Here is a 21,219-nt window from a genome sequence, read left to right as displayed (position 1 = left end):
AATTTCGTTTCTGAGGTATGGGGCGATATCGAACCGGCCTCCGGCGTTCAGGTTGCTGTCAGCCCGATTTTATAGATATTGTCGACCGAAGACCGGAAAAATTGCGGAAGCGATCGCTCTCACGCCTTTTCCGCCACGGCGCTGAAAACAATACAATAGACGAAAAGCTTGCGGCTACCGGACCTGTCACGCGTCCCGGTAGCCGTTTTTCGTGGATCAATTATGCTGGTGGTCGCCGCCCTTGGCTGAACCTGCGGAAAGCACGATCTCCACCTTACCGGCCTTTTCGAAGATCAGCGTCACCGGCACCTTATCGCCTTCGGCAAAGGGCTTCTTCACGTTGAAGAACATCATGTGCAGGCCGCCGGGCTTCAGCTCCACCGTGTGACCGGCGGGAATGACGATACCGTCATCCAGCTTGCGCATTTTCATCACGTCGTTGACCATCGCCATTTCGTGAATTTCGGCACGGCCGGCGGCGGAAGATTCGATGCCGATCAGCTTGTCGTCGCTGGAACCGGTATTTTTGATCGTCACATAACCGCCGCCCACCGGCTGGCCGGGCAACATGGCCTTGGTTGCGCCAGCGGAAAGCTCGAGGCTGCCGGCTTTCACGACATCCATGTCCATATCCATGTTCATGGCGGAATGGTCATGCCCGCCGGCATGGGTCTTGGCGGCGACACGGATCGTCGGAGCCGGGCTTTTCAGCGAATGTGGATCGACGCCCGCTGCCGCCACCTCATCCCAGGAAACCTTACCCTTGTCGCCGCAAAGCTGCGTTACCTTGAAAGGCAGGTCCTGCCCCGCCTCCACGCCGGTGATTTTTCCCTGTACGGCAAAGGTGTCGTAAAATTCGTCCGGCAGGTCGCCGCCCTTCCAGCGGATTTCGACTGGCCCGCTTTTGATCTCCTGCCCGTGGTTCTTGTAGGACTTCTGGTAGTCGCCCTTGATGATTTCCAGTTCCCAGCCGGCCTTTGGCTGCGGCTTGGCGGAAATGAAACCTTCCGGCAACTTGATCTGGACTTCGGTGGTGGCAAGCCCGCCGTCACAGCCATGCGGCACCTGGAGTGCGGCAACGATGGTGCTGTCCTGTTCGGCAGAACCATCAACGAAGGTTGCATGGGCGAAGGCCTGTGCCGTCGAGACGGAGGCGATGAACAGGGTGCAGGTGATGATCTTGGTGGTTTTCATTTGTCTTGTCCTTGCGACTGCGGCCCATGAGGCATTGCAGCCGTTGCGTACCGCCAGCCGGCGGCGATGATCCTGTAAAAACGAAGAGATCAGGCGGACAGGGAGGGCGGGCCGCGAGCGGACGGTTTGCGGATCGGCAGGACCGAGAGAAAATTCCACTCTGCGGACAAGCGATTATCGAGCCACGCGAATTCGTTCCTCAGCCAGCTCGTTGCATCGGGCGCGGGCACAAGAATGGAGGACGCCAGCAGGCAGGCCTCGCAGAACAGGATCGCATCACTCGAATGAGCGGGACCGTCCTTGGCGTGCGAGGCATCAACGCCGCCGCTGTGGCCGAGGCAGATCTCGGCAAACGTGCCGTCCGGCAGCCGGTAGCTCTCATCGAGAGCAACGGCAGGTGCCGCAGCGAGCGCGGGCTTGTGGGCGAAACCAAGCGACAACATCAGCATCGCGCAGAAAATGCGAAGCATCTTCTCCACCCCTGTCAGCCGTCGTTTTCGGTTTGCGTCCATACTCAGGCGATACCCCTCTTTCTTGCCGATTTCAAAGGGGAAATTTGCCGCAGGCCCAACCTCTGACTTGGAACAATCGTCGGAGCGCAGCATTTCCTGTCGGTAAGATCATTTCGGAAGGAGAACCGACATGCCAGCCAAATCGAAAGCCCAGCAGAAAGCGGCGGGCGCGGCGCTGGCCGCCAAACGCGGCGAAATGAAGAAATCCAGTTTACAAGGTGCTTCAAAAAGCATGGAGAAGTCTATGACAGAAAAGGAACTTGAGGATTTCGCCTCGACAAAACGGAAGGGTTTGCCGGAGAAAAAATCTGACTAACGGCGCGCGGCATCGAGTATATTCGCCACATACCGTACCCGCGATGGCGCAGATGGAGCAAAAATCTGTTCAGATGCGTCATTTGGTCCTTGCCAATAATGGCCCTTCGAAGATAATGAGCGTCGCATCATCGTTGGGAGAAACCGCTTCAATGCGGTGCCGAAGGAGCAACCGCCCCGGAAACTCTCAGGCAAAAGGACCAGCGGTGACGACGGAACTCTGGAGAGAAGCCACCTTTCATAAGGACGGCTCGCCGAAGGGATAACAATCTCAGGCGACAAGGACAGAGGGGGCTCTTGAACCCGGCGCGTTTTCCGCGTCATGACCTGAGCCCGCGCGATCTTTCGCGCAACCCTGGAGGCGTCCTTGGACGATACCGCCGAGCTTAAAATCACGCCGCTCCATTCCCTGCATCTTTCGCTTGGCGCCCGCATGGTGCCATTTGCCGGTTACGACATGCCGGTGCAATATCCGGCCGGCGTGCTGAAGGAACATCTTCAGACCCGCACCTCCGCCGGTTTATTCGACGTATCCCATATGGGCCAGGTGATCCTAAAGGCGAAATCCGGCAACAATGAAGATGCCGCACTTGCGCTGGAAAAGCTGGTGCCGGTGGATATTCTCGGCCTCAAGGAAGGTCGCCAGCGTTACGGTTTCTTCACAGATGAGAACGGCTGCATTCTCGACGACCTGATGATCACCAATCGCGGCGATCATCTTTTTGTCGTCGTCAATGCCTCCTGCAAGCACGCCGATGTCGCGCATATGAAGGCGCATCTTTCCGACGCCTGCGAGATCACCCTTCTCGACGACCGGGCGCTGATCGCGCTCCAGGGCCCCCGCGCGGAAGCGGTTCTGGCGGAACTGTGGGCCGGCGTGTCCGACATGAAGTTCATGGATGTGCTGGAAATTCCGCTGCACGATGTGCCCTGCATCGTTTCCCGTTCCGGTTATTCCGGTGAGGATGGTTTTGAAATCTCCGTACCGGCCGACGAGGCGCAGGAGATCGCCAAGGCCCTGCTCGAACATCCCGATTGTGAGCCTATCGGTCTCGGCGCGCGCGACAGCCTGCGTCTGGAAGCAGGCCTTTGTCTTTATGGCAACGATATCGACACCACGACCTCCCCCATCGAAGCGTCACTTGAATGGGCGATCCAGAAGGCACGTCGCGCCGGCGGTGAGCGCGAAGGCGGTTTTCCGGGTGCCGAGCGCATTCTGCGCGAACTGAAAGACGGCACATCGCGCCGCCGCGTCGGCCTGAAGCCCGAGGGCAAGGCGCCGGTGCGCGGCCATTCCAAGCTTTTTGCGGATGCCGAGGGCAAGACGGAAATCGGCGAAGTGACCTCCGGCGGCTTCGGCCCATCGGTCGAAGGTCCCGTCGCCATGGGTTACGTGCCAGCGGCCTACACGGCTCCCGGCACGGCGATCTTTGCGGAAGTGCGCGGCAAATATCTGCCCGTCACCGTCGCTGCCCTGCCCTTCATCAAGCCCACCTACAAACGATAATCTTCATCCCATCTCCGGAGAGAATACGATGCTGAAATTTACCGCAGAACACGAATGGCTGAAGTTCGAAGGCGATATTGCCACCGTTGGCATTACCAGCCACGCCGCTGAACAGCTTGGCGATCTCGTCTTCGTCGAATTGCCGGAAGTGGGCGCTACCTTCTCCAAGGATGGCGATGCCGCTACCGTTGAATCCGTCAAGGCGGCTTCCGATGTCTATTGTCCGCTGGATGGCGAAGTGGTGGAAATCAACCAGGCGATCGTCGACGATCCCTCGCTGGTCAATTCCGATCCGCAGGGTGCTGGCTGGTTCTTCAAGCTGAAGCTTTCCAACGTCGCGGATGCCGATACGCTGCTCGACGAGGCAGCCTACAAGGAGCTGATCGCGTAATGACGACGCCCACGGAATTCCACTTCACCGACTATCAGCCCTATGACTTCGCCAACCGGCGTCACATCGGGCCGTCGCCGTCGGAAATGGCGGAGATGCTGAAGGTCATCGGCTACAAGAGCCTCGATGCCCTGATCGACGCCACCGTTCCCTCCTCCATCCGCCAGAAGGTGCCGCTCACCTGGGGTGCCGCGTTGACCGAACGCGAGGCGCTGGATCGCCTTCGTGAAACGGCCAACAAGAACCTGGTGCTGACATCGCTGATCGGCCAGGGCTATTACGGCACGATCACGCCGCCGGTCATCCAGCGCAACATTCTGGAAAACCCGGCATGGTACACGGCCTATACGCCCTACCAGCCGGAAATCAGCCAGGGCCGTCTTGAGGCGCTGCTGAACTACCAGACCATGGTCTGCGACCTGACCGGCCTCGATGTCGCCAATGCATCGCTGCTCGATGAAGCGACGGCTGCGGCCGAAGCCATGGCCATGTGCCAGCGCGTCGCCAAATCCAAGGCCACCGCCTTCTTCGTCGACGCCAATTGCCACCCGCAGACCATCGCGCTGATCGAGACCCGTGCGGCCCCGCTCGGCTGGAAGGTGATCGTCGGCAATCCCTTCACCGATCTCGATCCGGTCGACGTGTTCGGCGCGATCTTCCAGTATCCGGGCACCCACGGTCATGTCAGCGATTTCTCGGGCCTGATCTCCCGCCTGCACCAGACGGGTGCCATCGCTGCCGTCGCCGCCGATCTTCTGGCGCTGACGCTGCTGAAATCGCCCGGCGAAATGGGCGCGGATATCGCCATCGGCACCTCGCAGCGTTTCGGCGTTCCGGTCGGTTACGGCGGTCCGCATGCCGCCTATATGTCGGTCAAGGATGCGCATAAGCGCTCCATGCCCGGTCGTCTGGTCGGCGTCTCGGTCGATGCGCGCGGCAACCGCGCCTATCGCCTGTCGCTGCAGACCCGCGAGCAGCATATCCGCCGCGAAAAGGCCACCTCCAACATCTGCACGGCACAGGTGCTCTTGGCCGTCATGGCCTCGATGTATGGCGTCTTCCACGGCCCGCAGGGCATAAAGGCGATTGCCCAGCAGACCCACCAGAAGGCCGTGCTGATGGCCAAGGGTCTGGAAAAACTCGGTTACACCATCGAGCCGGAAACCTTCTTCGATACGATCACCGTCGAAGTCGGCCATATGCAGGGCGTCATCCTGCGCTCTGCCGTTGCGGAAGGCGTGAACCTGCGCAAGGTCGGCGCGACCAAGATCGGCATGAGCCTTGACGAGCGCACGCGTCCCGCGACGCTTGAAGCGGTCTGGCGCGCTTTCGGCGGCAATTTCCCGATCTCGGATTTCGAGCCGGAATATCGCCTGCCGAAGGAGCTGCTGCGCACCAGCCAGTACATGACGCATCCGATCTTCCACATGAACCGTGCCGAAAGCGAGATGACCCGTTACATCCGCCGCCTTTCGGACCGCGATCTGGCGCTCGACCGCTCGATGATCCCGCTCGGTTCCTGCACCATGAAACTGAATGCAACTGCGGAAATGCTGCCGATCACCTGGCCGGAATTTTCCGACATCCATCCCTTCGTACCGGCCAATCAGGCGCTCGGCTACAAGGAGATGATCGACGATCTCTCGGAAAAGCTCTGCTCGGTCACCGGTTACGACGCCTTTTCCATGCAGCCGAATTCCGGTGCGCAAGGTGAATATGCGGGGCTTCTGACCATCCGCAACTATCACATCGCCAATGGCGGCACACATCGCGACGTCTGCCTCATTCCAACCTCGGCGCATGGCACCAATCCTGCCTCCGCGCAGATGGTCGGCATGAAAGTGGTGCCGGTGAAGGTGCGGGACAATGGTGATATTGATATCGACGATTTCCGTGCAAAAGCAGAGCAGTATGCGGAAAACCTCTCGTGCTGCATGATCACTTATCCGTCCACCCACGGCGTGTTCGAGGAGACGGTTCGCGAGATTTGCGAGATTACTCACAAGCATGGTGGTCAGGTCTATCTCGATGGTGCCAACATGAATGCCATGGTCGGCCTTTCCCGCCCCGGCGATATTGGTTCCGACGTTTCGCACCTTAACCTGCACAAGACCTTCTGCATTCCGCATGGCGGCGGCGGTCCGGGCATGGGGCCGATCGGCGTCAAGTCGCATCTTGCTGCCTATCTTCCCGGCCATCCGACGACGGACGGTCGTGAAGGTGCGGTTTCGGCTGCCCCCTTCGGATCGCCTTCGATCCTGCCGATTTCCTGGAGCTATTGCCTGATGATGGGCGGCGAAGGGCTGACGCAGGCGACCAAGGTGGCGATCCTCAACGCCAACTATATCGCGGAGCGGCTGAAAGGCGCTTACGACGTGCTCTACAAGTCCGAAACCGGACGTGTGGCGCATGAGTGCATCATCGACACCCGGCCGCTGGCGGATAGCTGCGGCGTGACGGTGGACGATGTCGCAAAGCGCCTCGTCGACTGCGGTTTCCATGCACCGACCATGAGCTGGCCGGTGGCCGGCACGCTGATGATCGAGCCGACGGAATCCGAAACCAAGGCGGAAATCGATCGTTTCTGCGATGCCATGCTGGCGATCCGCGAAGAAGCCCGCGACATCGAGGAAGGCCGTGCGGACAAGACCAACAATCCGCTGAAGAACGCGCCGCACACTGTGGAAGATTTGGTTGGGGAGTGGGATCGTCCCTATAGCCGCGAACAGGGCTGCTTCCCGCCCGGCACCTTCCGCATCGACAAATACTGGTCGCCGGTCAACCGCATCGACAATGTCTATGGCGACCGCAACCTCATCTGCACCTGCCCGCCGATGGAGGCCTATGCCGAGGCGGCCGAGTAAACTGTCAGTGCAAACAAACGTACGAAGGCCCGGAGTGATCCGGGCCTTTTCTATTGCGGAAATAGCTGAGGGACCTGACCGGGCTTTCTTGCTGCCGGGGGCTTGCGTTTTTTCGGTCCCGCTTGTCTAACGTGGGGAAGAGGCGGAGAATGTGCGGATGCAAGGTGACGAAATTGCTGTCCTGATCGGGCGTGTTGCGCTCGGGGACCGCTCCGCATTCGCCGCGCTCTATCAGGCAACCAGCCCGAAACTTTTTGCGATCTGCATCCGTATCTTGAAAGACCGGGCGGATGCGGAAGAGGCGTTGCAGGAAATCTATGTCAGGATCTGGCAGAGAGCGCATTCCTTCGCAAGCCGCTCGGGGCATGCCTTGGCCTGGCTCGCCACCGTTGCCCGAAACCACTGTATCGACCTCGTCCGCGCGCGAAAACCCCTGAGCGACGACATCGATACCGTGTTGGACCTTGAAGACCGATCGACCCCCGACCCGGAAATGCAAATAGTAATGCGCGATGAAGGCCGGCGAATCGATAGATGCATGGAGGAGTTGCGGCCGGATCAGGCTGCTGCGGTGCGGCGAGCCTATGTGGAGGGTTTGAGTTATGCGGAACTTGCGCAGGAGATGAATGCGCCGCTCAACACGGTGCGAACATGGCTTCGCCGCAGCCTGCTGAAACTGAGAGAGTGCATGGAACGATGACATCTGGCGAACATAGTCGTGGCAACACTCCGCAGGATGAAGTCCTTGCGGCTGAATACGTGCTTGGCCTTCTTTCGCTGGAAAAGCGCCGAACGGTCGAAAAGCGCATGATGGACGATGTCGACTTTCAGCGCCTCGTGGAGCGCTGGCAGATCGATACCGCAGCGTTCAATGATGCTTATGGCGAAGTCCCGCCCGATGCCTCGGTGTTCAGCCGTATCGAAAACCGCCTGTTTTCCGCCCGCCCCGATGCCCCGGCCGGTTCGTTCTGGCAGTCGCTCGTCTTCTGGCGCAGCGTCTCGCTTGTCTCGTCGCTTGCGGCTGTCGTCGCCATAGCCTTTGCATCAGGTCTGCTTGCGCCGGGTGGCCGGCATGCGGCGCCACTCGTTGCCAACCTCACCGCGCCCGGCAACTTGATCGATCTCGTGGCATCCTACGATGCATCGAGCGGACGCCTGAAGATCACACCGGTTGCGGCAGACAGCGGTGAACGCCGGTCGCTTGAACTGTGGCTGGTGCCACCGGCGGGCAAGCCGAAATCGCTCGGGACGATCAACGCGGCGGTTGACGCCGACATGGTCATTTCGCCCGAGATACGGGGTACACTCGGCGAAGGCTCCGTATTTGCCGTTAGCCTCGAACCATTCGGTGGCTCTCCTACCGGCCTTCCCACTGGCCCGATTGTTGCCTCGGGTACTGCACGTCGCCTGTAACAAGCGCGCAGTTAATCCTTTTTAAAATCAGTTATTTATCATTTTTCCTGACTTGCCTGAAACTTCGAGGGACCAACCTCCGTCTCTTGTGTTGCTACGGATGACCGATAGCGGCCGCTGGAAGGGCTACCTTTCGGGGTCTGGATGTCACCAAGGAGGAATAACGATGCACAAGGTTTCCGTTCGCGCCCTGACGCTGGCCGCAGCTCTTTCAATCGGCATGGTTTCCGCTTATGCCGCAAACCCCAAGGTTGGCGGCGCCGCGATGTTCGAGAACAAGAACATCGTTGAAAATGCAGTGAACTCGAAAGACCATACGACGCTCGTCGCAGCGGTGAAGGCCGCCGGTCTTGTCGAAACGCTTCAGGGCAAAGGTCCGTTCACGGTGTTCGCGCCGACCAACGAGGCTTTCGCGGCCCTTCCCAAGGGTGCAGTCGACGATCTTCTGAAGCCGGAAAACAAGCAGAAGCTGGTCAAAGTGCTGACCTGCCATGTGGTTGCCGCCAATGCGCTGTCAACCGCCATCGAAAAGATGATCAAGGACGACAATGGCGAGCATGACGTGAAAACGGTCGGCGGCTGCGTGCTCAAGGCCAAGGAAAGCATGGGCAAAATCACCTTGACGGACGAGAACGGCACGGTTGCTCATGTAACCATCGCAGACGTCAAGCAATCCAACGGCGTCATTCACGTCGTCGACAAGGTGCTGTTGCCGAAAATGTAATTTAGCGCTGCATGACACGAAACGGCCAGCAGCAGGCTGGCCGTTTTGATGAAAAGGCAGACGACTGGCAGATACGAAGGCCCGGAGCGATCCGGGCCTTTTTTCGTTACGGCAACGGAGTTTTTCGACCGTTGGAATTGCGTATGATTGATCGTCAATCGTTCGCTGAAAAGCCGATGCGGCTCGCATCATTCGGGCAAGATCCTGCCCGGACTTGTCTACCTGATGGCGGTGGCTTGCGACCAGACGACCATCCAGTGACCATCGCGGTGCTCATAGGTGTCGGTATGCCAGTAGTCACTGAGGGGAACATGATGCCCGCCGAAGATGACTTCGAGCTGAGCGCGATATCGAATAATTGCGACCCCGTCGTACAGGCGCACCGCAATCTCGGCTGGCTCCCACGTCAGGTACTTGATTTGCCCGGAGGCTACCGCGCCCAGATAGTCTTCCTTTGAAAGAGGTACGCCGATTGGCGTTATCAACTGAAAGTCTGGAGCATGAAACAGTCGCGCCTGAACGATATCGGCGCTGACCAGGGCGCGAAGTCTGGCGCGTTCCGTTTCACGCAGGAGGTCCGCCTCGTGGGTCAGCGAGGATGCGTCGACATTCGGGATTGTCATAGGTGTTCTCCATTTGATAGCGACGCTGTGCGGGATTACCGACGGGCTGCACCAATCCCAGGACGCACCATGGCAATCCGTGAAATTAGACACTTAGACTGTTTTAGTCCAATCGTCTCTTTTGACACTATGGATTTGAAGTGTCAATGTGACTACATCATGCAGACCGATCAGAAAATAGCCCAGATTCTGGACGCCGCCTTGCCGTTGTTCGTACGCTTTGGCTTTCGCAAGACCTCCATGGCCGACATCGCGCGCGCCTCAGGAATCTCGCGGGCCTCGCTCTATCTGAGCTTCAACAGCAAGGAAGAGCTGTTTCGGGCCGGCTCGATGCGAGCGCACAAACGGACAATGGATGAAGTAGAAGCGGTGCTGGCAGGCCATGGCAGTGCTTTTGAGCGCATGGAAATGGCCATCGCGGTCTTTCAGCGGGAACTGATCGTTCCCTTTGGAAACAGTGCCGATGCAGAAGAGCTGTTTGCGGCCAACATGGCCCTGGCTGAGGATATCACGCTTGAAGCACGGGCGAAGCTGCTGAACATGCTGACGCAGACATTGATAGCGGCCACAGAAAACAGGGAAATCGATCTTGACCCGTTGCAAACCCAACCCGCTCAACTGGCAAATATCATTGTGGCTGCGATGGATGGGATCAAACACGCGCAGAGACGTTGTCCCGATCTTGAGGGTGACACAAGACTGTTCATGCGCCTGCTACGGGTGGCGTTGATGCCCCGGACAGGTCAGTAGGGAGAGTTTGGAGGCGACCGTTCACTGACCCAGATCTCACCGCACCAGACGGATATCGCTCGTCACCACCGTTTTGCCTGTCTTGCCGTCTTTGTCGGTGGTGCGCAGCCGCAGGCCGTTGTCGCCGATCTTTTCGATGGTCATGGCGGCGACGCGGTCGCCGTTGATTTCGCGGTTCCAGCGTACCGTGAGGTTGATCGCATTGCCCCGGCGGTTGCCGGCGAGCGCCGAAGGACGGCCGGAGGGACCGGTATAGGTGCCGCTATAACGCGCACCGCTGGCGGCGAGATCGGCAGCGATGGCGCGCCTGACCACCAAAAGACCACGACAGGTGCCCGACATCCTGAGCGCCGTCGCCTTTGCATCTGAACTGAGCGTGCAATTGACGTTGATCGGCGGCATGCCGATGCGGGTGATCACCGTTCCCTTGCCTGTCCAGTTGCCTTCGAGCGACGACAAAAACGTGCTTTCGTCGGCGGCGGCGGGCAGCGCGGCAAAAAGACCTGCCGCGACGGCGATGATTGAGGTGCGAATTGATCCTGTTTTTTCCATTGGACAACTTTGCCGGTTAGGTTTGGTTCGACCCCTAACGCATCACCGCCTCCGGATGTTCCAGTCCCACGAATTGCCGTTCAGATCGTGCAGCCGACTCGACACAAAAAAGGAGGCCTTGCGGCCTCCTGTCATCATCATTTGTGAAAGAAATGCCCGTCAGCCAACGAAAGCGCGCTCGATGACAAACTCGGCAGGCTTGTTGTTGGCGCCTTCGGTAAGGCTGGCCTTTTCCAGAAGCTCCTTGGTGTCCTTCAGCATGGCCGAGGAACCGCAGATCATGCCGCGATCGATTGCAGGATCGAGAGGCGGTACGCCGAGATCAGCAAAGAGTTTGCCGTTCTCGATCAGCGTGGTGATGCGGCCCTTGAAGGGGTAATCCTCACGCGTGACCGTTGCATAATGCTTGAGCTTGTCGCCGACGATCTCGTTCAGGAACTCATGGTTGCGGATTTCCTCGACCAGATCGAAACCGTATTTCAGTTCGGCCACATCGCGGCAGGTATGGGTAAGGATGACCTCCTCGAACTTTTCATAGGTATCCGGATCGCGGATCAGGCTCGCGAAGGGCGCGATGCCGGTGCCGGTCGAGAACATATAAAGCCGTCTGCCGGGTGTCAGCGCATCCAGAACCAGCGTACCTGTCGGCTTCTTACGCATCAGCACGGTATCGCCGGGCTTGATTGCCTGAAGATGCGACGTCAGCGGGCCATCCGGAACCTTGATCGAGAAGAATTCCAGTTCTTCATCCCAGGCGGGGCTGGCGATGGAATAGGCGCGATAGACCGGCTTTTCACCGACCATCAGGCCGATCATGGCGAATTCACCGGAACGGAAGCGGAAGCCGGCCGGGCGCGTCATCCGGAAACGGAACAGGTGATCCGTATAATGCTCCACCGACAAAACCGTCTCGGCGTAAACACCATCAGGTATCTTGATCGCAAAATCTTCCGTCTTGGCTGGCGCGTTCATTTCAGGTTCCGTTCATTCTTACTCGATAGTCGATATTCTCCGACCGGGCAATTATACCATTTTTGTCGCCTTTTGAAGGCATGAGAATATCAATACTGCCATGTGCGCAGGAAATATGTATCTAAAACTCATATTTCCCGCATCATGCGTCAACCGGCCGCACGGCGACGCCAACTATAGGTCTCGCCGCCGGTGGCCGGCCGGGCCGCCGGTTGATAATAGACCGGAATTTCCGGCAGGCGACTTTCGGACAGGCGACGGATCGCCGTCCCGTTCGTCACCGCAAAGCTGGTAAAGCCGGTGCGCAACATCAGCGGCACCTGGTCGATCAGCACATCGCCGACCGCCCTCACCTCGCCTGCAAAATCAAGACGGCTACGCAGCAGCGAGGCGTGGCTGAAACCACGGCCGTCATTGAAGGCCGGGAAGCTGACGGCGACAAGCTCGATACGGTCGAGATAGGGCTCGAGCCGGGTGACATCGTCAGCCGGAGCGATCAGGACGCCAAGGCCGATATCGTTGCTTTCAGCGGCACGGACGAGGAAATCGGCAAGCGACAGCACCGGCTTCTGCTCGGCAGTCGCCTTCACCTCTTCCGTTTCGATCACCCAGGGATCTTTTTCCACGAAGCCGTCGCGGTTCCAGATTTTCGTCATGGCAATCTCCTCAGGCGGCTTCGGCCGCGGAACCGTAGAGCGCATTCTTGAAGGGTTGCGGCCCGACGCGACGATAGGCTTCGAGGAAGTTTTCTTCCTTCGAAAGGCGCAGGCCCAGATAGGTATCGACAATGGTTTCCACCGCGTCGGTCACCTTTTCCGGCTCGAAACCACGGCCGATGATCTCGCCGATCGAGGTGTTTTCGTCACCCGATCCGCCAAGCGTGATCTGGTAGAGTTCGGCACCCTTCTTTTCCACACCCAGAAGGCCGATATGGCCGACATGGTGGTGGCCGCAGGCATTGATGCAGCCGGAAATCTTGATCTTTAGCTCACCGATTTCCAACTGACGCTCATGCGCGCCGAAACGAGTGGAGATTTCCTGCGCCAGCGGAATGGAGCGCGCGTTGGCAAGCGCGCAATAGTCCAGCCCGGGACAGGCAATGATATCGGTGATCAGCCCGGCATTGGCGGTGGCCAACCCCGCACCCACCAGTGCACGATAGACCGGCTCAAGATCGGCCAGCGCCACATGCGGCAGGATGATGTTCTGCTCGTGGCTGATGCGGATTTCATCGAAGGCGTATTCGGCAGCGATATCGGCGACGAGTTCCATCTGCTCGTCCGTCGCATCGCCAGGAATGCCACCGATCGGCTTCAGTGAAATCGTCACCATGCCGTAATCGGGGTGCTTGTGCGGCGCGACGTTCTGCTCGACGAAGCGGGCAAAGCCCTCATCCGCCCGCTTCCAGCGCGCCAGGCTCTCCCAGCCTTCAGGGCGGTCCTTCAGCGCCGGCGGCGCGAAATAGGCGGTGATTGCCGCAATATCGGCATCCGGCAGCTTCAATTCGCTGTTTTTCAGTTCCGCGAACTCGACCTCGACCTGACGGGCCAGTTCTTCCGCACCGGTCTCGTGCACGAGGATCTTGATGCGCGCCTTGTATTTGTTGTCGCGGCGGCCGTGCAGGTTATAAACGCGCATGACAGCCGTGGTGTAGGACAACAGGTCCTCTTCCGGCAGGAAGTCACGGATTTTCTTGGCGATCATCGGCGTGCGGCCCTGTCCGCCGCCGACATAGACGGCAAAACCGATCTCGCCCTTGTCGTTCTTTTTCAGGTGCAGGCCGATATCGTGAACCTGAATGGCGGCGCGGTCGCGCTCGGCACCCGTTACCGCGATCTTGAACTTGCGCGGCAGGAACGAGAATTCCGGATGCACGGAAGACCATTGACGCAGGATTTCCGCATAAGGACGTGGATCGGCGACCTCATCGGCGGCAGCGCCTGCGAAATGGTCGGCGGTCACGTTGCGAATGCAGTTGCCGGAAGTCTGCAGCGCATGCATTTCCACGCTTGCCAGTTCGGCGAGGATATCCGGCGTATCCGACAGACGCGGCCAATTGTACTGGATGTTCTGGCGGGTGGTGAAGTGGCCGTAACCCCGGTCATATTTGCGGGCGATATGGGCCAGCATCCGCATCTGCTGAGAATTCAGCGTGCCATAGGGAATGGCGACGCGCAGCATATAGGCATGGAGCTGGAGATAGACACCGTTCATAAGGCGCAGCGGCTTGAATGCGTCCTCGGCCAGTTCGCCGGACAGCCGGCGCTCGACCTGATCGCGAAACTGCGCCACGCGGCCTTCAACAAATGCGTGATCAAACTCGTCGTAACGGTACATCTTCTTCCTCAGACTGCGATGAATGCTGCATCGGCCGGCTTGAAGCCGTTGGCATAGTGCATGGTCGGGCCAGCGGCGCGAATGCGCTCGCGAAGCCGCGTCGGCCAGAGCTTGCCATTCTCCTCCACCACGTCGATGACATTCACGTCAACGACCTTGTTGGCGGAAAAATCACGCTTGCCGATTTCCTCGAACGAAGTGACGGCCTCCGCATGGCGGGCGACGATCGCGTCCTGCAGGTTCTCCGTCCATTCGCCATTGGCATCGAGCCAGACGGCGATACCATCGCCAAGGCGGTTGGCGGTCAAAACCTTGTCAGCCATTTGCATACTCCCGTTTGAGGTTCGCTGGCTTTGAGCCAAGCGCAAGCGCCTCGGACCTGTCAAAATTGGCGCCCGCCACCGCATCGCCGATGATGACCATGACCGGACCGGTCAACTCATCGCGATATTCGAGGTCGGGCAGATCGTTCAATGTGCCATGCAGCAGGCGGCGATCCGCGCGGCTGGCATTTTCGATGACGGCCACCGTCGTTTCCACGCCAAGCCCGGCCTCGATCAGCCTTGTCGCGACGGACGCTGCAACGCTGCGGCCCATATAAACGGCAATGGTGGCGCCGGAAACGGCAAGACGGGCCCAATCGGGCAGGACATCGCCGGTCAGATCGTGGCCGGTGGTGAAAATCAGCGACGAGGCGACACCGCGCAGCGTCAGCGGCAATTCGAAATCCGCAGCTGCGGCGAAGGCCGAGGTGATGCCAGGCACGATCTCGTAGCCGATGCCGGCATTACGCAGCGCGGCCATTTCCTCACCCGCCCGGCCATAGACCAGCGGATCGCCGGATTTGAGGCGCACGACGCGTTTGCCGTCTTTGCCGAGGCGCACCAGCAGGCGGTTGATTTCGTCCTGCGACTTGCTGTGGCAACCCTTGCGCTTGCCAACAGACAGGCGCTCGGCATCGCGGCGGCCCATATCAACGATCGCCTGTGGTACCAGAGCATCGTAGACGATCACATCCGCTTCCATCAGCACGCGCTGGGCGCGCAACGTCAGCAGGTCTTCCGCACCGGGACCGGCGCCGACAAGCCAGACGCGGCCTTCGCTGCGTTCGGGCGATAACAACAGACGATTAGCGGCGTCACGGGCGGAAAGCGTATCGCCGAGAGCGACGGCATCTGCGACAGCACCTGAAAAGAACCGGCGCCAGAAATTGCGCCGCAACGCGCCCTTGGGCACATTCTGCTCGGCCACGTCACGATACTGCACGGCAAGGCGCGCAAGCTTGCCAAGCGACGGCGACAGCATCTGGTCGATGCGCGCGCGGATCATCTGGGCGAGAACCGGCCCTGCCCCTTCGGTGCCAATGGCGATGGCGACGGGTGCGCGGGCAACGAGCGCCGGGGTGAAGAAATCGCAAAATTCCGGCTGGTCCACCGCATTGGCGGGGACTTTCTTCGCACGAGCGACTGAGACGATCTCGCGGTCCAGCGCCTCGTCTCCAGTGGCGGCAAAAACCAGAGTTGCGCCATCGACCAGCCTGCTGGAAAAACCCAGGGCCTGATGATCGATGCCGTTATTGCGGAGATAGCGCGCAAAATCCGCTTCCGGCTCGTCGGCATAGGCAACGATATGCGCATTGGTATTGGCAAGCAGCCTTACCTTTGCGAAAGCCTCATCGCCATTTCCGAAGACAATGACCTGCCGTCCCTCAACCCGGAAGAAAGCGGGGAAGGTCGAAAGGCGGTCGCCGGCTGCGGAAAAATCATGTTCGTCGTGCATTGTGCATATATCCCGCATTGCGGCGCAAGATTGAAGAAACAGAAATTCAAGCCTTTCCGGCACCTGGATTTTTATTTCTCGAACACCCCTGTTTTTGAGGAAAACCAACCGGCACCCCTGTTTTACCCCTGTCAGAGGCATCGGAATCCCGTGAGAATCCCTTGACAAACCATGTCCTCGCGCCGAACAAGGGAGGACCATTTTCGTCGATTTCTCCACGCGAAAACCGCTTTTTTTAGAGCGGCACGAAGGATCAGACCCTTGACCAGCCCCACTCTCGCCGCCCGTCTTCTCGATGTCATCGAACACGATATCCTGCCGTTGACGGTGCGCGGGGTCAGCCTCGGAAACAAGGTTTTCGGCGCGGCGATCCTGCGCAAATCCGACCTGTCGCTGGTGATTGCGGAGACGAATAACGAGCTGGAAAACCCGCTCTGGCACGGTGAGGTGCACGCCCTGAAGCGGTTTTACGAACTGGGCGAGAAGCCGAATACCAAGGACCTGATTTTCCTTTCCACCCACGAACCCTGCACCATGTGCATGTCCGCCATCACCTGGGCCGGGTTCGACAATTTCTATTCGTTCTTCAGCCACGAGGATTCCCGCGATGCTTTCGCGATCCCGCACGATCTGAAAATCCTGAAGGAAGTATTCGGGCTGGAGCCGGGCGGATATCGCCGCAACAATGCCTTTTGGAACTCTTTCTTCATCGCCGATCTGGTGGAAAGCGAGGACGATCCATTGAAAAGCACGTTGAAGACGCAGACAGCCCGCATCAAGGCCGCCTATGACGATCTCTCCACCACCTACCAGTCGTCGAAGAGCGATAACGACATTCCGCTGAACTAGAGCATTTCCCGGAAAAGTGCGTAAAAACAAAGAATGAAGGTTTGAGACACGATGGAAGCCTCGAAGGATATTTCCCGCCTGATCGAGATCATGGAAGCCCTGCGCCAGCCGGAAACCGGTTGCCCGTGGGATGTCGTCCAGACCTTCGAGACGATCAAACCCTACACCATCGAAGAGGCCTATGAAGTCGCCGACGCCATCGAGCGCAAGGATATGGACGATCTTTGCGACGAGCTGGGAGACCTGTTGTTGCAGGTGGTCTTCCATGCCCGCATTGCCGAGGAACGGGGCGAATTCGCCTTTGGCGACGTGGTTGAGGCTGTCACCTCGAAAATGATCCGCCGCCATCCACATGTCTTTGCCGTGTCCGCCGCGGATACGCCAGAGAGCGTCAAGCTGCAATGGGACCAGATCAAGGCCGCGGAAAAACGCGAACGTGCGGAGCGCCGCGTGCAGCGGGGTATCACGGAGGATTTCAAAGCCGGATTTCTTGGTGGTGTACAGCGCAGCCAGCCGGCGCTGACCGAGGCACTCAAGCTGCAGGAGCAGGCCGCGCGCGTTGGTTTCGACTGGTCGGACCCCGCTCCCATTCTCGACAAGATCGAGGAGGAGATCGCGGAATTGCGCGAAGCGCTGGCGGAGGGGAAACCGGAGAAGGTCTCGGACGAACTCGGCGATCTCATCTTCGCGCTCGTCAATATCGGCCGCCACGTCAAGGCCGATCCGGAAGATGCGCTGCGCGGCACCAATACGAAATTCCGCAGGCGTTTCAACCACATCGAAACGTCTCTCACCGAAAATGGCGAGACGCTGGAAGAAGCAAGCCTTGAGAGAATGGAAGACCTCTGGCAGGCAGCAAAACGCATCGAACGCTCGCTCGATACGGTTTCGTCCTAGCCCGCCGTCACCCCGGATTTAGTCCGGGGTCCAGTGCGATCAAGTCCTTGATCGCAAAAGACTCTTTCCTCACGACACAGACGCGCCGTGGCTGGATTCCGGCTCAAGGCCGGAATGACGGGGAGAGGTTTTCGGGCCTTACAATCGTTCTCGGAGCAATTACTGCTCCCAGTCTTCCCGCTCGCGGAGGGTCGCTTTTCCAAGCTTCCGTTCCAGTTCGGCGGCCTGCGCTTCCGACAGGCGCACATCGAGAACGACCGAGCCGTCTTCCTGGTCTTCACGGCTGTCGACGATGGAATTGCTGTAAACCCAGGAGATCAGCGGCAATTGCTCGACGGAGAGAACAACGGTCGTTTCCGTCAGAACACCGGACAGACGCCCGGAAATCTCGTCCATCAGGGCATCGACGCCCTCGCCCGTGACGGCTGAAACGGCACGAATATTGGCGCTGCCTTCGGCGCGCTCGATGATGGCGTCATGCACCTCCGGCTCGAGACGGTCGACCTTGTTCCAGACCTCGATGATGCGCTTTTCGGCTTCCTTCTCGTCAATGCCGAGATCGCCGAGAATGCGCAGCACATCCGCCGACTGGGCGGCATTGTCCGGATCGGACATGTCGCGCACATGCAAAACGAGATCGGCTTCCAGCACCTCTTCCAGCGTTGCGCGGAAAGCGGCGACCAGATGCGTCGGCAGGTCGGAGATGAACCCGACCGTGTCGGACAGGATGACCGTGCGGCCATGCGGCAGCTTCATGCGGCGCAAGGTCGGATCGAGCGTGGCGAACAGCATGTCCTCGGCCAGAACGCCAGCACCGGTGATGCGGTTGAACAGCGTGGATTTGCCAGCGTTGGTGTAACCGACCAGAGCCACGATCGGATGCGGCACCTTGCGGCGCTTGGCGCGGTGAAGCTGGCGGGTGCGCACCACCTGCTCCAGCTCGCGCTCCAGCTTGACGATGCGATCCTGAAGCAGCCGGCGGTCGGCCTCGATCTGGGTTTCACCCGGACCGCCCATGAAGCCTGCGCCACCGCGCTGACGCTCAAGGTGGGTCCAGCTTCTGACGAGGCGGCCCTTTTGGTAGTTCAGATGCGCAAGATCGACCTGCAGCGTGCCTTCCTTGGTGGAGGCGCGGCGGCCGAAGATTTCAAGGATCAGGCCGGTCCGGTCGATGACCTTGCAATTCCACTGTTTTTCAAGATTGCGTTGCTGCACCGGGGTCAAGGGATGATCGACGATCACCAGACCGGAATCGGTTTCATCCAGAAGATGACCGATTTCCTCGATCTTGCCGGTTCCGAACAATGTCGCCGGACGCGGCTGGTTGACCGGAACGATGAGCCCTTGTGTCACCTCCAGATCGATCGCGAGCGCCAGCCCCTTCGCTTCCTCCAGCTTGGCTTCGACAGACCGGCTCGCGGTCGCCGGAGCTGCCGCCGCGTCGCGATTTTCGCGTGGCTGTTTGAGGACCGGAACGAGGACGATGGCGCGCATGTCGTCGCGGCGCTTCTCCTGCTCCGGAATGATGGATTCGTTCGAGGTGTCTCGCGTCGAAATTGGCTCAGCCTTATCCAGAAAAAACATTGCGGCCGACCGCATCCGCGCGGACGGCCTTGAGGATTAACCTGACGGAACCGGAAATGTTCCCGGTCCGGGTCGGTTTATGTCGAAGATACCGTCGAGGGAGCCTGATCAGGCCGCGCCTTCTTCGCTCTCGAACATCTGCATCGGCTGGCCGGGCATGATGGTGGAGATCGCATGCTTGTAAACAAGCTGAGAGTGACCGTCACGGCGCAAAAGCACGCAGAAATTGTCGAAGGAGGTGACAACGCCCGTCAGCTTGACGCCGTTGATCAGGAAAATCGTGAGCGAAATCTTCTGCTTACGAACGGTATTGAGGAAAAGATCCTGAAGGTTTTGAGAACGTTCCGCCATGGCGCCGCTTCTTTCTTTTTTGCCGGCAGGGATACCGGAAAATAATCAATCAATAATAAACCGGCCGAGTCTTGTCCCCCGCTTGGCCGACCTGCAACTCTGGTATCAAATCGTGTCCTGTTCCGCAACGGCGAAAACAGCCGAATGAGTACGAGTATTGACCCGCTTTTTCGATTCGAAACAGTCAGAAATATTGTATCGAAACCCGGAAAAGCTGTTCCACGTCGCGGACAGCATCGGCGGACGCAAACAGCACGACGCGGTCCTTCGCCTTGATCTTCGTACTGCCGTCCGGGCGGATCACCACGCCGTCGCGATAGATCGCGCCGATGCGCACGCCTTCGGGCATATCGATGTCGCGGAAGGACTGACCGACCAATGGCGATGTCTCCAGCGCCTCCGCCTCGATCACCTCCGCCGACCCGTGCTGGACGGCATAAACCGAGCGTATGCGGCCTTTGCGCACATGCTGGAGAACGCGCGAGATGGTGACGGCCCGTGGGTTGATATAGGCATCGAGACCGAGTGAATCTGCAACCTCGTGGAAGGACGAGCTGTTCAGCAGGGCGAGGTTTGATTTGCAGCCGAGCTGCTTGGCCATCACGGCCGCCAGAATATTGGTCTGGTCGCTGTTGGTGAGCGTCACGATCAGGTCGGCATCCTGAATGTCTGCCTGCATCAGAATCTTCTGGTCGAGCGCCGAACCATGCATGACGATGGTGTTGCTGAGCTGCTCCGATGCGGCAACAGCCCTGTCGCGATCCGACTCGATGATCTTCACCCGCGTCTTTGGCTGCAACTCCTCGATCTTGTGCGCGACGAAGTGGCCGATATTGCCGGCGCCCGCGATGACGATGCGCTGCGCCTCCTGCTCCTCGTGGCCAAAGAGGCTCAAGGTGCGGCGGGCGTGCTGGCGCTGACAGATCACATAGGCAAGGTCGCCGACCCGCAACTGCTCGGAGGAATGCGCGACTTTCAGGATGCCGTTGCGGTAAACGCCCACCACTGTCGCGATGAGGTCGGGAAACAGGTTGGAAAGCTGCTGCAGCGGTGTGTTGATGACCGGGCAGTCCTCCATGCATTCGATCGCCAGCATGAAGATCGTATCGTCGGCGAAACGCACGACATCGGTGGCACCCGGAAAGGCGATGCGCCTGAGCACCATCTTGCCGACTTCTACCTCTGGCGAAATCGTCACGTCGATCGACATGTTCTCGCGGCTGAAGAGATCGGCATATTCCGGCCTCAGATAGCTCTGGTCGCGGATGCGGGCGATCTTGGTCGGAACGCTGAACAGCGCATGCGCCACCTCGCAGGCGACGATGTTGATTTCGTCATGCAAAGTCACGGCGATGATCATGTCCGCCTGGTCGGCACCCGCTTTCGCCAGCATATCGGGATGCGCGCCATGGCCGACATAACCGCGCACATCCAGTGTCTCGGTAATGGCGGTGATCAACGAGGCGGCCGTATCGATCACCGATACCTCGTTATCCTCGCGCGATAATTGTTCGGCGATGCCGTAACCCACCTGCCCTGCGCCGCATATGATGACTTTCATGCTGTCTCTCTGACGGAATAATCGGTTTCGGCGACTTGGCCTTT

General features: G+C 59.2%; 22 protein-coding genes and 1 riboswitch. Of the genes, 10 read left to right on the top strand and 12 right to left on the bottom strand.

What is annotated here, in order from left to right:
- Nucleotides 1-216: 216 nt before the first annotated feature.
- Nucleotides 217-1,194, bottom strand: coding sequence for a copper chaperone PCu(A)C (locus QSK43_RS11600; RefSeq protein ID WP_332303552.1), 978 nt, complete (start codon nt 1,192-1,194; stop codon nt 217-219).
- Between the two features lie 89 nt (nt 1,195-1,283).
- Nucleotides 1,284-1,664, bottom strand: coding sequence for a hypothetical protein (locus QSK43_RS11595; RefSeq protein ID WP_332303551.1), 381 nt, complete (start codon nt 1,662-1,664; stop codon nt 1,284-1,286).
- Between the two features lie 172 nt (nt 1,665-1,836).
- Between QSK43_RS11595 and QSK43_RS11590 the strand changes: the two genes are divergently transcribed.
- The 7 genes from QSK43_RS11590 to QSK43_RS11560 all read left to right on the top strand — a co-directional run bounded on the left by QSK43_RS11590 (nt 1,837) and on the right by QSK43_RS11560 (nt 8,920).
- The gene (locus tag QSK43_RS11590) at nt 1,837-2,022 is read left to right on the top strand and encodes a DUF3008 family protein (protein ID WP_045018479.1); all 186 of its coding nucleotides are present in this window, start codon (nt 1,837-1,839) and stop codon (nt 2,020-2,022) included.
- Nucleotides 2,023-2,146: 124 nt separating this feature from the next.
- A riboswitch (glycine riboswitch) is annotated at nt 2,147-2,234 on the top strand.
- A 154-nt stretch (nt 2,235-2,388) separates the two neighbouring features.
- Nucleotides 2,389-3,528, top strand: a complete 1,140-nt coding sequence (gcvT, locus tag QSK43_RS11585; RefSeq protein ID WP_332303550.1) for a glycine cleavage system aminomethyltransferase GcvT — start codon at nt 2,389-2,391, stop codon at nt 3,526-3,528.
- 28 nt (nt 3,529-3,556) lie between these two features.
- Nucleotides 3,557-3,919, top strand: coding sequence for a glycine cleavage system protein GcvH (gene gcvH, locus QSK43_RS11580; protein WP_045016075.1), 363 nt, complete (start codon nt 3,557-3,559; stop codon nt 3,917-3,919).
- Nucleotides 3,919-6,783, top strand: a complete 2,865-nt coding sequence (gene gcvP, locus QSK43_RS11575; protein WP_332303549.1) for an aminomethyl-transferring glycine dehydrogenase — start codon at nt 3,919-3,921, stop codon at nt 6,781-6,783. Before gcvH ends, gcvP begins: the two co-directional genes overlap by 1 nt.
- A gap of 157 nt (nt 6,784-6,940) precedes the next feature.
- The gene (locus tag QSK43_RS11570) at nt 6,941-7,483 is read left to right on the top strand and encodes a sigma-70 family RNA polymerase sigma factor (RefSeq protein ID WP_332303548.1); all 543 of its coding nucleotides are present in this window, start codon (nt 6,941-6,943) and stop codon (nt 7,481-7,483) included.
- Complete coding sequence (locus tag QSK43_RS11565) at nt 7,480-8,196, top strand: anti-sigma factor (RefSeq protein WP_332303547.1); 717 nt, start codon at nt 7,480-7,482, stop codon at nt 8,194-8,196. Before QSK43_RS11570 ends, QSK43_RS11565 begins: the two co-directional genes overlap by 4 nt.
- Nucleotides 8,197-8,362: 166 nt before the next feature.
- A complete protein-coding gene (locus tag QSK43_RS11560; protein WP_332303546.1) occupies nt 8,363-8,920 on the top strand; it encodes a fasciclin domain-containing protein in 558 nt (185 codons plus the stop codon).
- Nucleotides 8,921-9,138: 218 nt separating this feature from the next.
- Here the strand turns inward: QSK43_RS11560 and QSK43_RS11555 are convergent, their stop codons facing one another.
- Nucleotides 9,139-9,543: a nuclear transport factor 2 family protein gene (locus QSK43_RS11555; protein WP_332303545.1), complete on the bottom strand. Its 405-nt coding sequence runs from the start codon at nt 9,541-9,543 to the stop codon at nt 9,139-9,141.
- A 159-nt stretch (nt 9,544-9,702) separates the two neighbouring features.
- On the opposite strand from QSK43_RS11555, the gene QSK43_RS11550 reads away from it, so the two are divergent.
- Nucleotides 9,703-10,293: a TetR/AcrR family transcriptional regulator gene (locus QSK43_RS11550; RefSeq protein WP_332303544.1), complete on the top strand. Its 591-nt coding sequence runs from the start codon at nt 9,703-9,705 to the stop codon at nt 10,291-10,293.
- Nucleotides 10,294-10,329: 36 nt separating this feature from the next.
- Here QSK43_RS11550 and QSK43_RS11545 read toward each other — a convergent pair whose 3' ends face one another.
- The 6 genes from QSK43_RS11545 to cysG form a co-directional block, all read right to left on the bottom strand.
- The gene (locus QSK43_RS11545; RefSeq protein ID WP_442967825.1) at nt 10,330-10,845 is read right to left on the bottom strand and encodes a hypothetical protein; all 516 of its coding nucleotides are present in this window, start codon (nt 10,843-10,845) and stop codon (nt 10,330-10,332) included.
- Nucleotides 10,846-11,004: 159 nt separating this feature from the next.
- Nucleotides 11,005-11,817, bottom strand: a complete 813-nt coding sequence (locus tag QSK43_RS11540; RefSeq protein ID WP_332303543.1) for a ferredoxin--NADP reductase — start codon at nt 11,815-11,817, stop codon at nt 11,005-11,007.
- Between the two features lie 149 nt (nt 11,818-11,966).
- Complete coding sequence (locus QSK43_RS11535; RefSeq protein ID WP_332303542.1) at nt 11,967-12,473, bottom strand: DUF934 domain-containing protein; 507 nt, start codon at nt 12,471-12,473, stop codon at nt 11,967-11,969.
- Nucleotides 12,474-12,483: 10 nt separating this feature from the next.
- Nucleotides 12,484-14,154, bottom strand: coding sequence for a nitrite/sulfite reductase (locus QSK43_RS11530; protein WP_332303541.1), 1,671 nt, complete (start codon nt 14,152-14,154; stop codon nt 12,484-12,486).
- An 8-nt stretch (nt 14,155-14,162) separates the two neighbouring features.
- A complete protein-coding gene (locus tag QSK43_RS11525; protein ID WP_097102468.1) occupies nt 14,163-14,477 on the bottom strand; it encodes a DUF2849 domain-containing protein in 315 nt (104 codons plus the stop codon).
- A complete protein-coding gene (gene cysG, locus QSK43_RS11520; protein ID WP_332303540.1) occupies nt 14,470-15,933 on the bottom strand; it encodes a siroheme synthase CysG in 1,464 nt (487 codons plus the stop codon). Before cysG ends, QSK43_RS11525 begins: the two co-directional genes overlap by 8 nt.
- Before the next feature lie 261 nt (nt 15,934-16,194).
- On the opposite strand from cysG, the gene QSK43_RS11515 reads away from it, so the two are divergent.
- Together QSK43_RS11515 and mazG are read left to right on the top strand one after the other, a co-directional pair.
- On the top strand, nt 16,195-16,782 hold the full coding sequence (locus QSK43_RS11515; RefSeq protein ID WP_332303539.1) for a nucleoside deaminase: 588 nt from the start codon (nt 16,195-16,197) through the stop codon (nt 16,780-16,782).
- A 51-nt stretch (nt 16,783-16,833) separates the two neighbouring features.
- A complete protein-coding gene (mazG, locus tag QSK43_RS11510; RefSeq protein ID WP_332303538.1) occupies nt 16,834-17,679 on the top strand; it encodes a nucleoside triphosphate pyrophosphohydrolase in 846 nt (281 codons plus the stop codon).
- A gap of 159 nt (nt 17,680-17,838) precedes the next feature.
- Here the strand turns inward: mazG and hflX are convergent, their stop codons facing one another.
- The 3 genes from hflX to trkA form a co-directional block, all read right to left on the bottom strand.
- Nucleotides 17,839-19,263, bottom strand: a complete 1,425-nt coding sequence (gene hflX, locus QSK43_RS11505; RefSeq protein ID WP_332303537.1) for a GTPase HflX — start codon at nt 19,261-19,263, stop codon at nt 17,839-17,841.
- 108 nt (nt 19,264-19,371) lie between these two features.
- Nucleotides 19,372-19,614, bottom strand: coding sequence for an RNA chaperone Hfq (hfq, locus tag QSK43_RS11500; RefSeq protein ID WP_003496145.1), 243 nt, complete (start codon nt 19,612-19,614; stop codon nt 19,372-19,374).
- Nucleotides 19,615-19,798: 184 nt separating this feature from the next.
- Nucleotides 19,799-21,175 carry a Trk system potassium transporter TrkA gene (gene trkA, locus QSK43_RS11495; protein WP_332303536.1) on the bottom strand — a complete coding sequence of 459 codons (1,377 nt, stop codon included), beginning with the start codon at nt 21,173-21,175 and terminating at the stop codon, nt 19,799-19,801.
- Nucleotides 21,176-21,219 lie beyond the last annotated feature (44 nt).

Source organism: Rhizobium sp. GR12 (genome assembly GCF_036596185.1).
Lineage (GTDB): Bacteria > Pseudomonadota > Alphaproteobacteria > Rhizobiales > Rhizobiaceae > Agrobacterium > Agrobacterium nepotum.
Note: the sequence above shows the minus strand (reverse complement) of the source record. Positions and strands in the feature narration are given on the sequence as shown.

What these genes read in the sequence shown, in the direction of transcription:
- QSK43_RS11600 (WP_332303552.1), bottom strand. Translation starts at nt 1,194, where the DNA reads ATGAAAACCACCAAGATCATCACCTGCACCCTGTTCATCGCCTCCGTC.
- QSK43_RS11565 (WP_332303547.1), top strand. Translation starts at nt 7,480, where the DNA reads ATGACATCTGGCGAACATAGTCGTGGCAACACTCCGCAGGATGAAGTC.
- hfq (WP_003496145.1), bottom strand. Translation starts at nt 19,614, where the DNA reads ATGGCGGAACGTTCTCAAAACCTTCAGGATCTTTTCCTCAATACCGTT.
- QSK43_RS11535 (WP_332303542.1), bottom strand. Translation starts at nt 12,473, where the DNA reads ATGACGAAAATCTGGAACCGCGACGGCTTCGTGGAAAAAGATCCCTGG.
- gcvH (WP_045016075.1), top strand. Translation starts at nt 3,557, where the DNA reads ATGCTGAAATTTACCGCAGAACACGAATGGCTGAAGTTCGAAGGCGAT.
- QSK43_RS11525 (WP_097102468.1), bottom strand. Translation starts at nt 14,477, where the DNA reads ATGGCTGACAAGGTTTTGACCGCCAACCGCCTTGGCGATGGTATCGCC.
- QSK43_RS11540 (WP_332303543.1), bottom strand. Translation starts at nt 11,817, where the DNA reads ATGAACGCGCCAGCCAAGACGGAAGATTTTGCGATCAAGATACCTGAT.
- QSK43_RS11550 (WP_332303544.1), top strand. Translation starts at nt 9,703, where the DNA reads ATGCAGACCGATCAGAAAATAGCCCAGATTCTGGACGCCGCCTTGCCG.
- trkA (WP_332303536.1), bottom strand. Translation starts at nt 21,175, where the DNA reads ATGAAAGTCATCATATGCGGCGCAGGGCAGGTGGGTTACGGCATCGCC.
- QSK43_RS11545 (WP_442967825.1), bottom strand. Translation starts at nt 10,845, where the DNA reads ATGGAAAAAACAGGATCAATTCGCACCTCAATCATCGCCGTCGCGGCA.
- QSK43_RS11590 (WP_045018479.1), top strand. Translation starts at nt 1,837, where the DNA reads ATGCCAGCCAAATCGAAAGCCCAGCAGAAAGCGGCGGGCGCGGCGCTG.
- gcvP (WP_332303549.1), top strand. Translation starts at nt 3,919, where the DNA reads ATGACGACGCCCACGGAATTCCACTTCACCGACTATCAGCCCTATGAC.
- cysG (WP_332303540.1), bottom strand. Translation starts at nt 15,933, where the DNA reads ATGCACGACGAACATGATTTTTCCGCAGCCGGCGACCGCCTTTCGACC.
- QSK43_RS11570 (WP_332303548.1), top strand. Translation starts at nt 6,941, where the DNA reads ATGCAAGGTGACGAAATTGCTGTCCTGATCGGGCGTGTTGCGCTCGGG.
- QSK43_RS11560 (WP_332303546.1), top strand. Translation starts at nt 8,363, where the DNA reads ATGCACAAGGTTTCCGTTCGCGCCCTGACGCTGGCCGCAGCTCTTTCA.
- QSK43_RS11530 (WP_332303541.1), bottom strand. Translation starts at nt 14,154, where the DNA reads ATGTACCGTTACGACGAGTTTGATCACGCATTTGTTGAAGGCCGCGTG.
- mazG (WP_332303538.1), top strand. Translation starts at nt 16,834, where the DNA reads ATGGAAGCCTCGAAGGATATTTCCCGCCTGATCGAGATCATGGAAGCC.
- QSK43_RS11555 (WP_332303545.1), bottom strand. Translation starts at nt 9,543, where the DNA reads ATGACAATCCCGAATGTCGACGCATCCTCGCTGACCCACGAGGCGGAC.
- QSK43_RS11595 (WP_332303551.1), bottom strand. Translation starts at nt 1,664, where the DNA reads ATGCTTCGCATTTTCTGCGCGATGCTGATGTTGTCGCTTGGTTTCGCC.
- hflX (WP_332303537.1), bottom strand. Translation starts at nt 19,263, where the DNA reads ATGTTTTTTCTGGATAAGGCTGAGCCAATTTCGACGCGAGACACCTCG.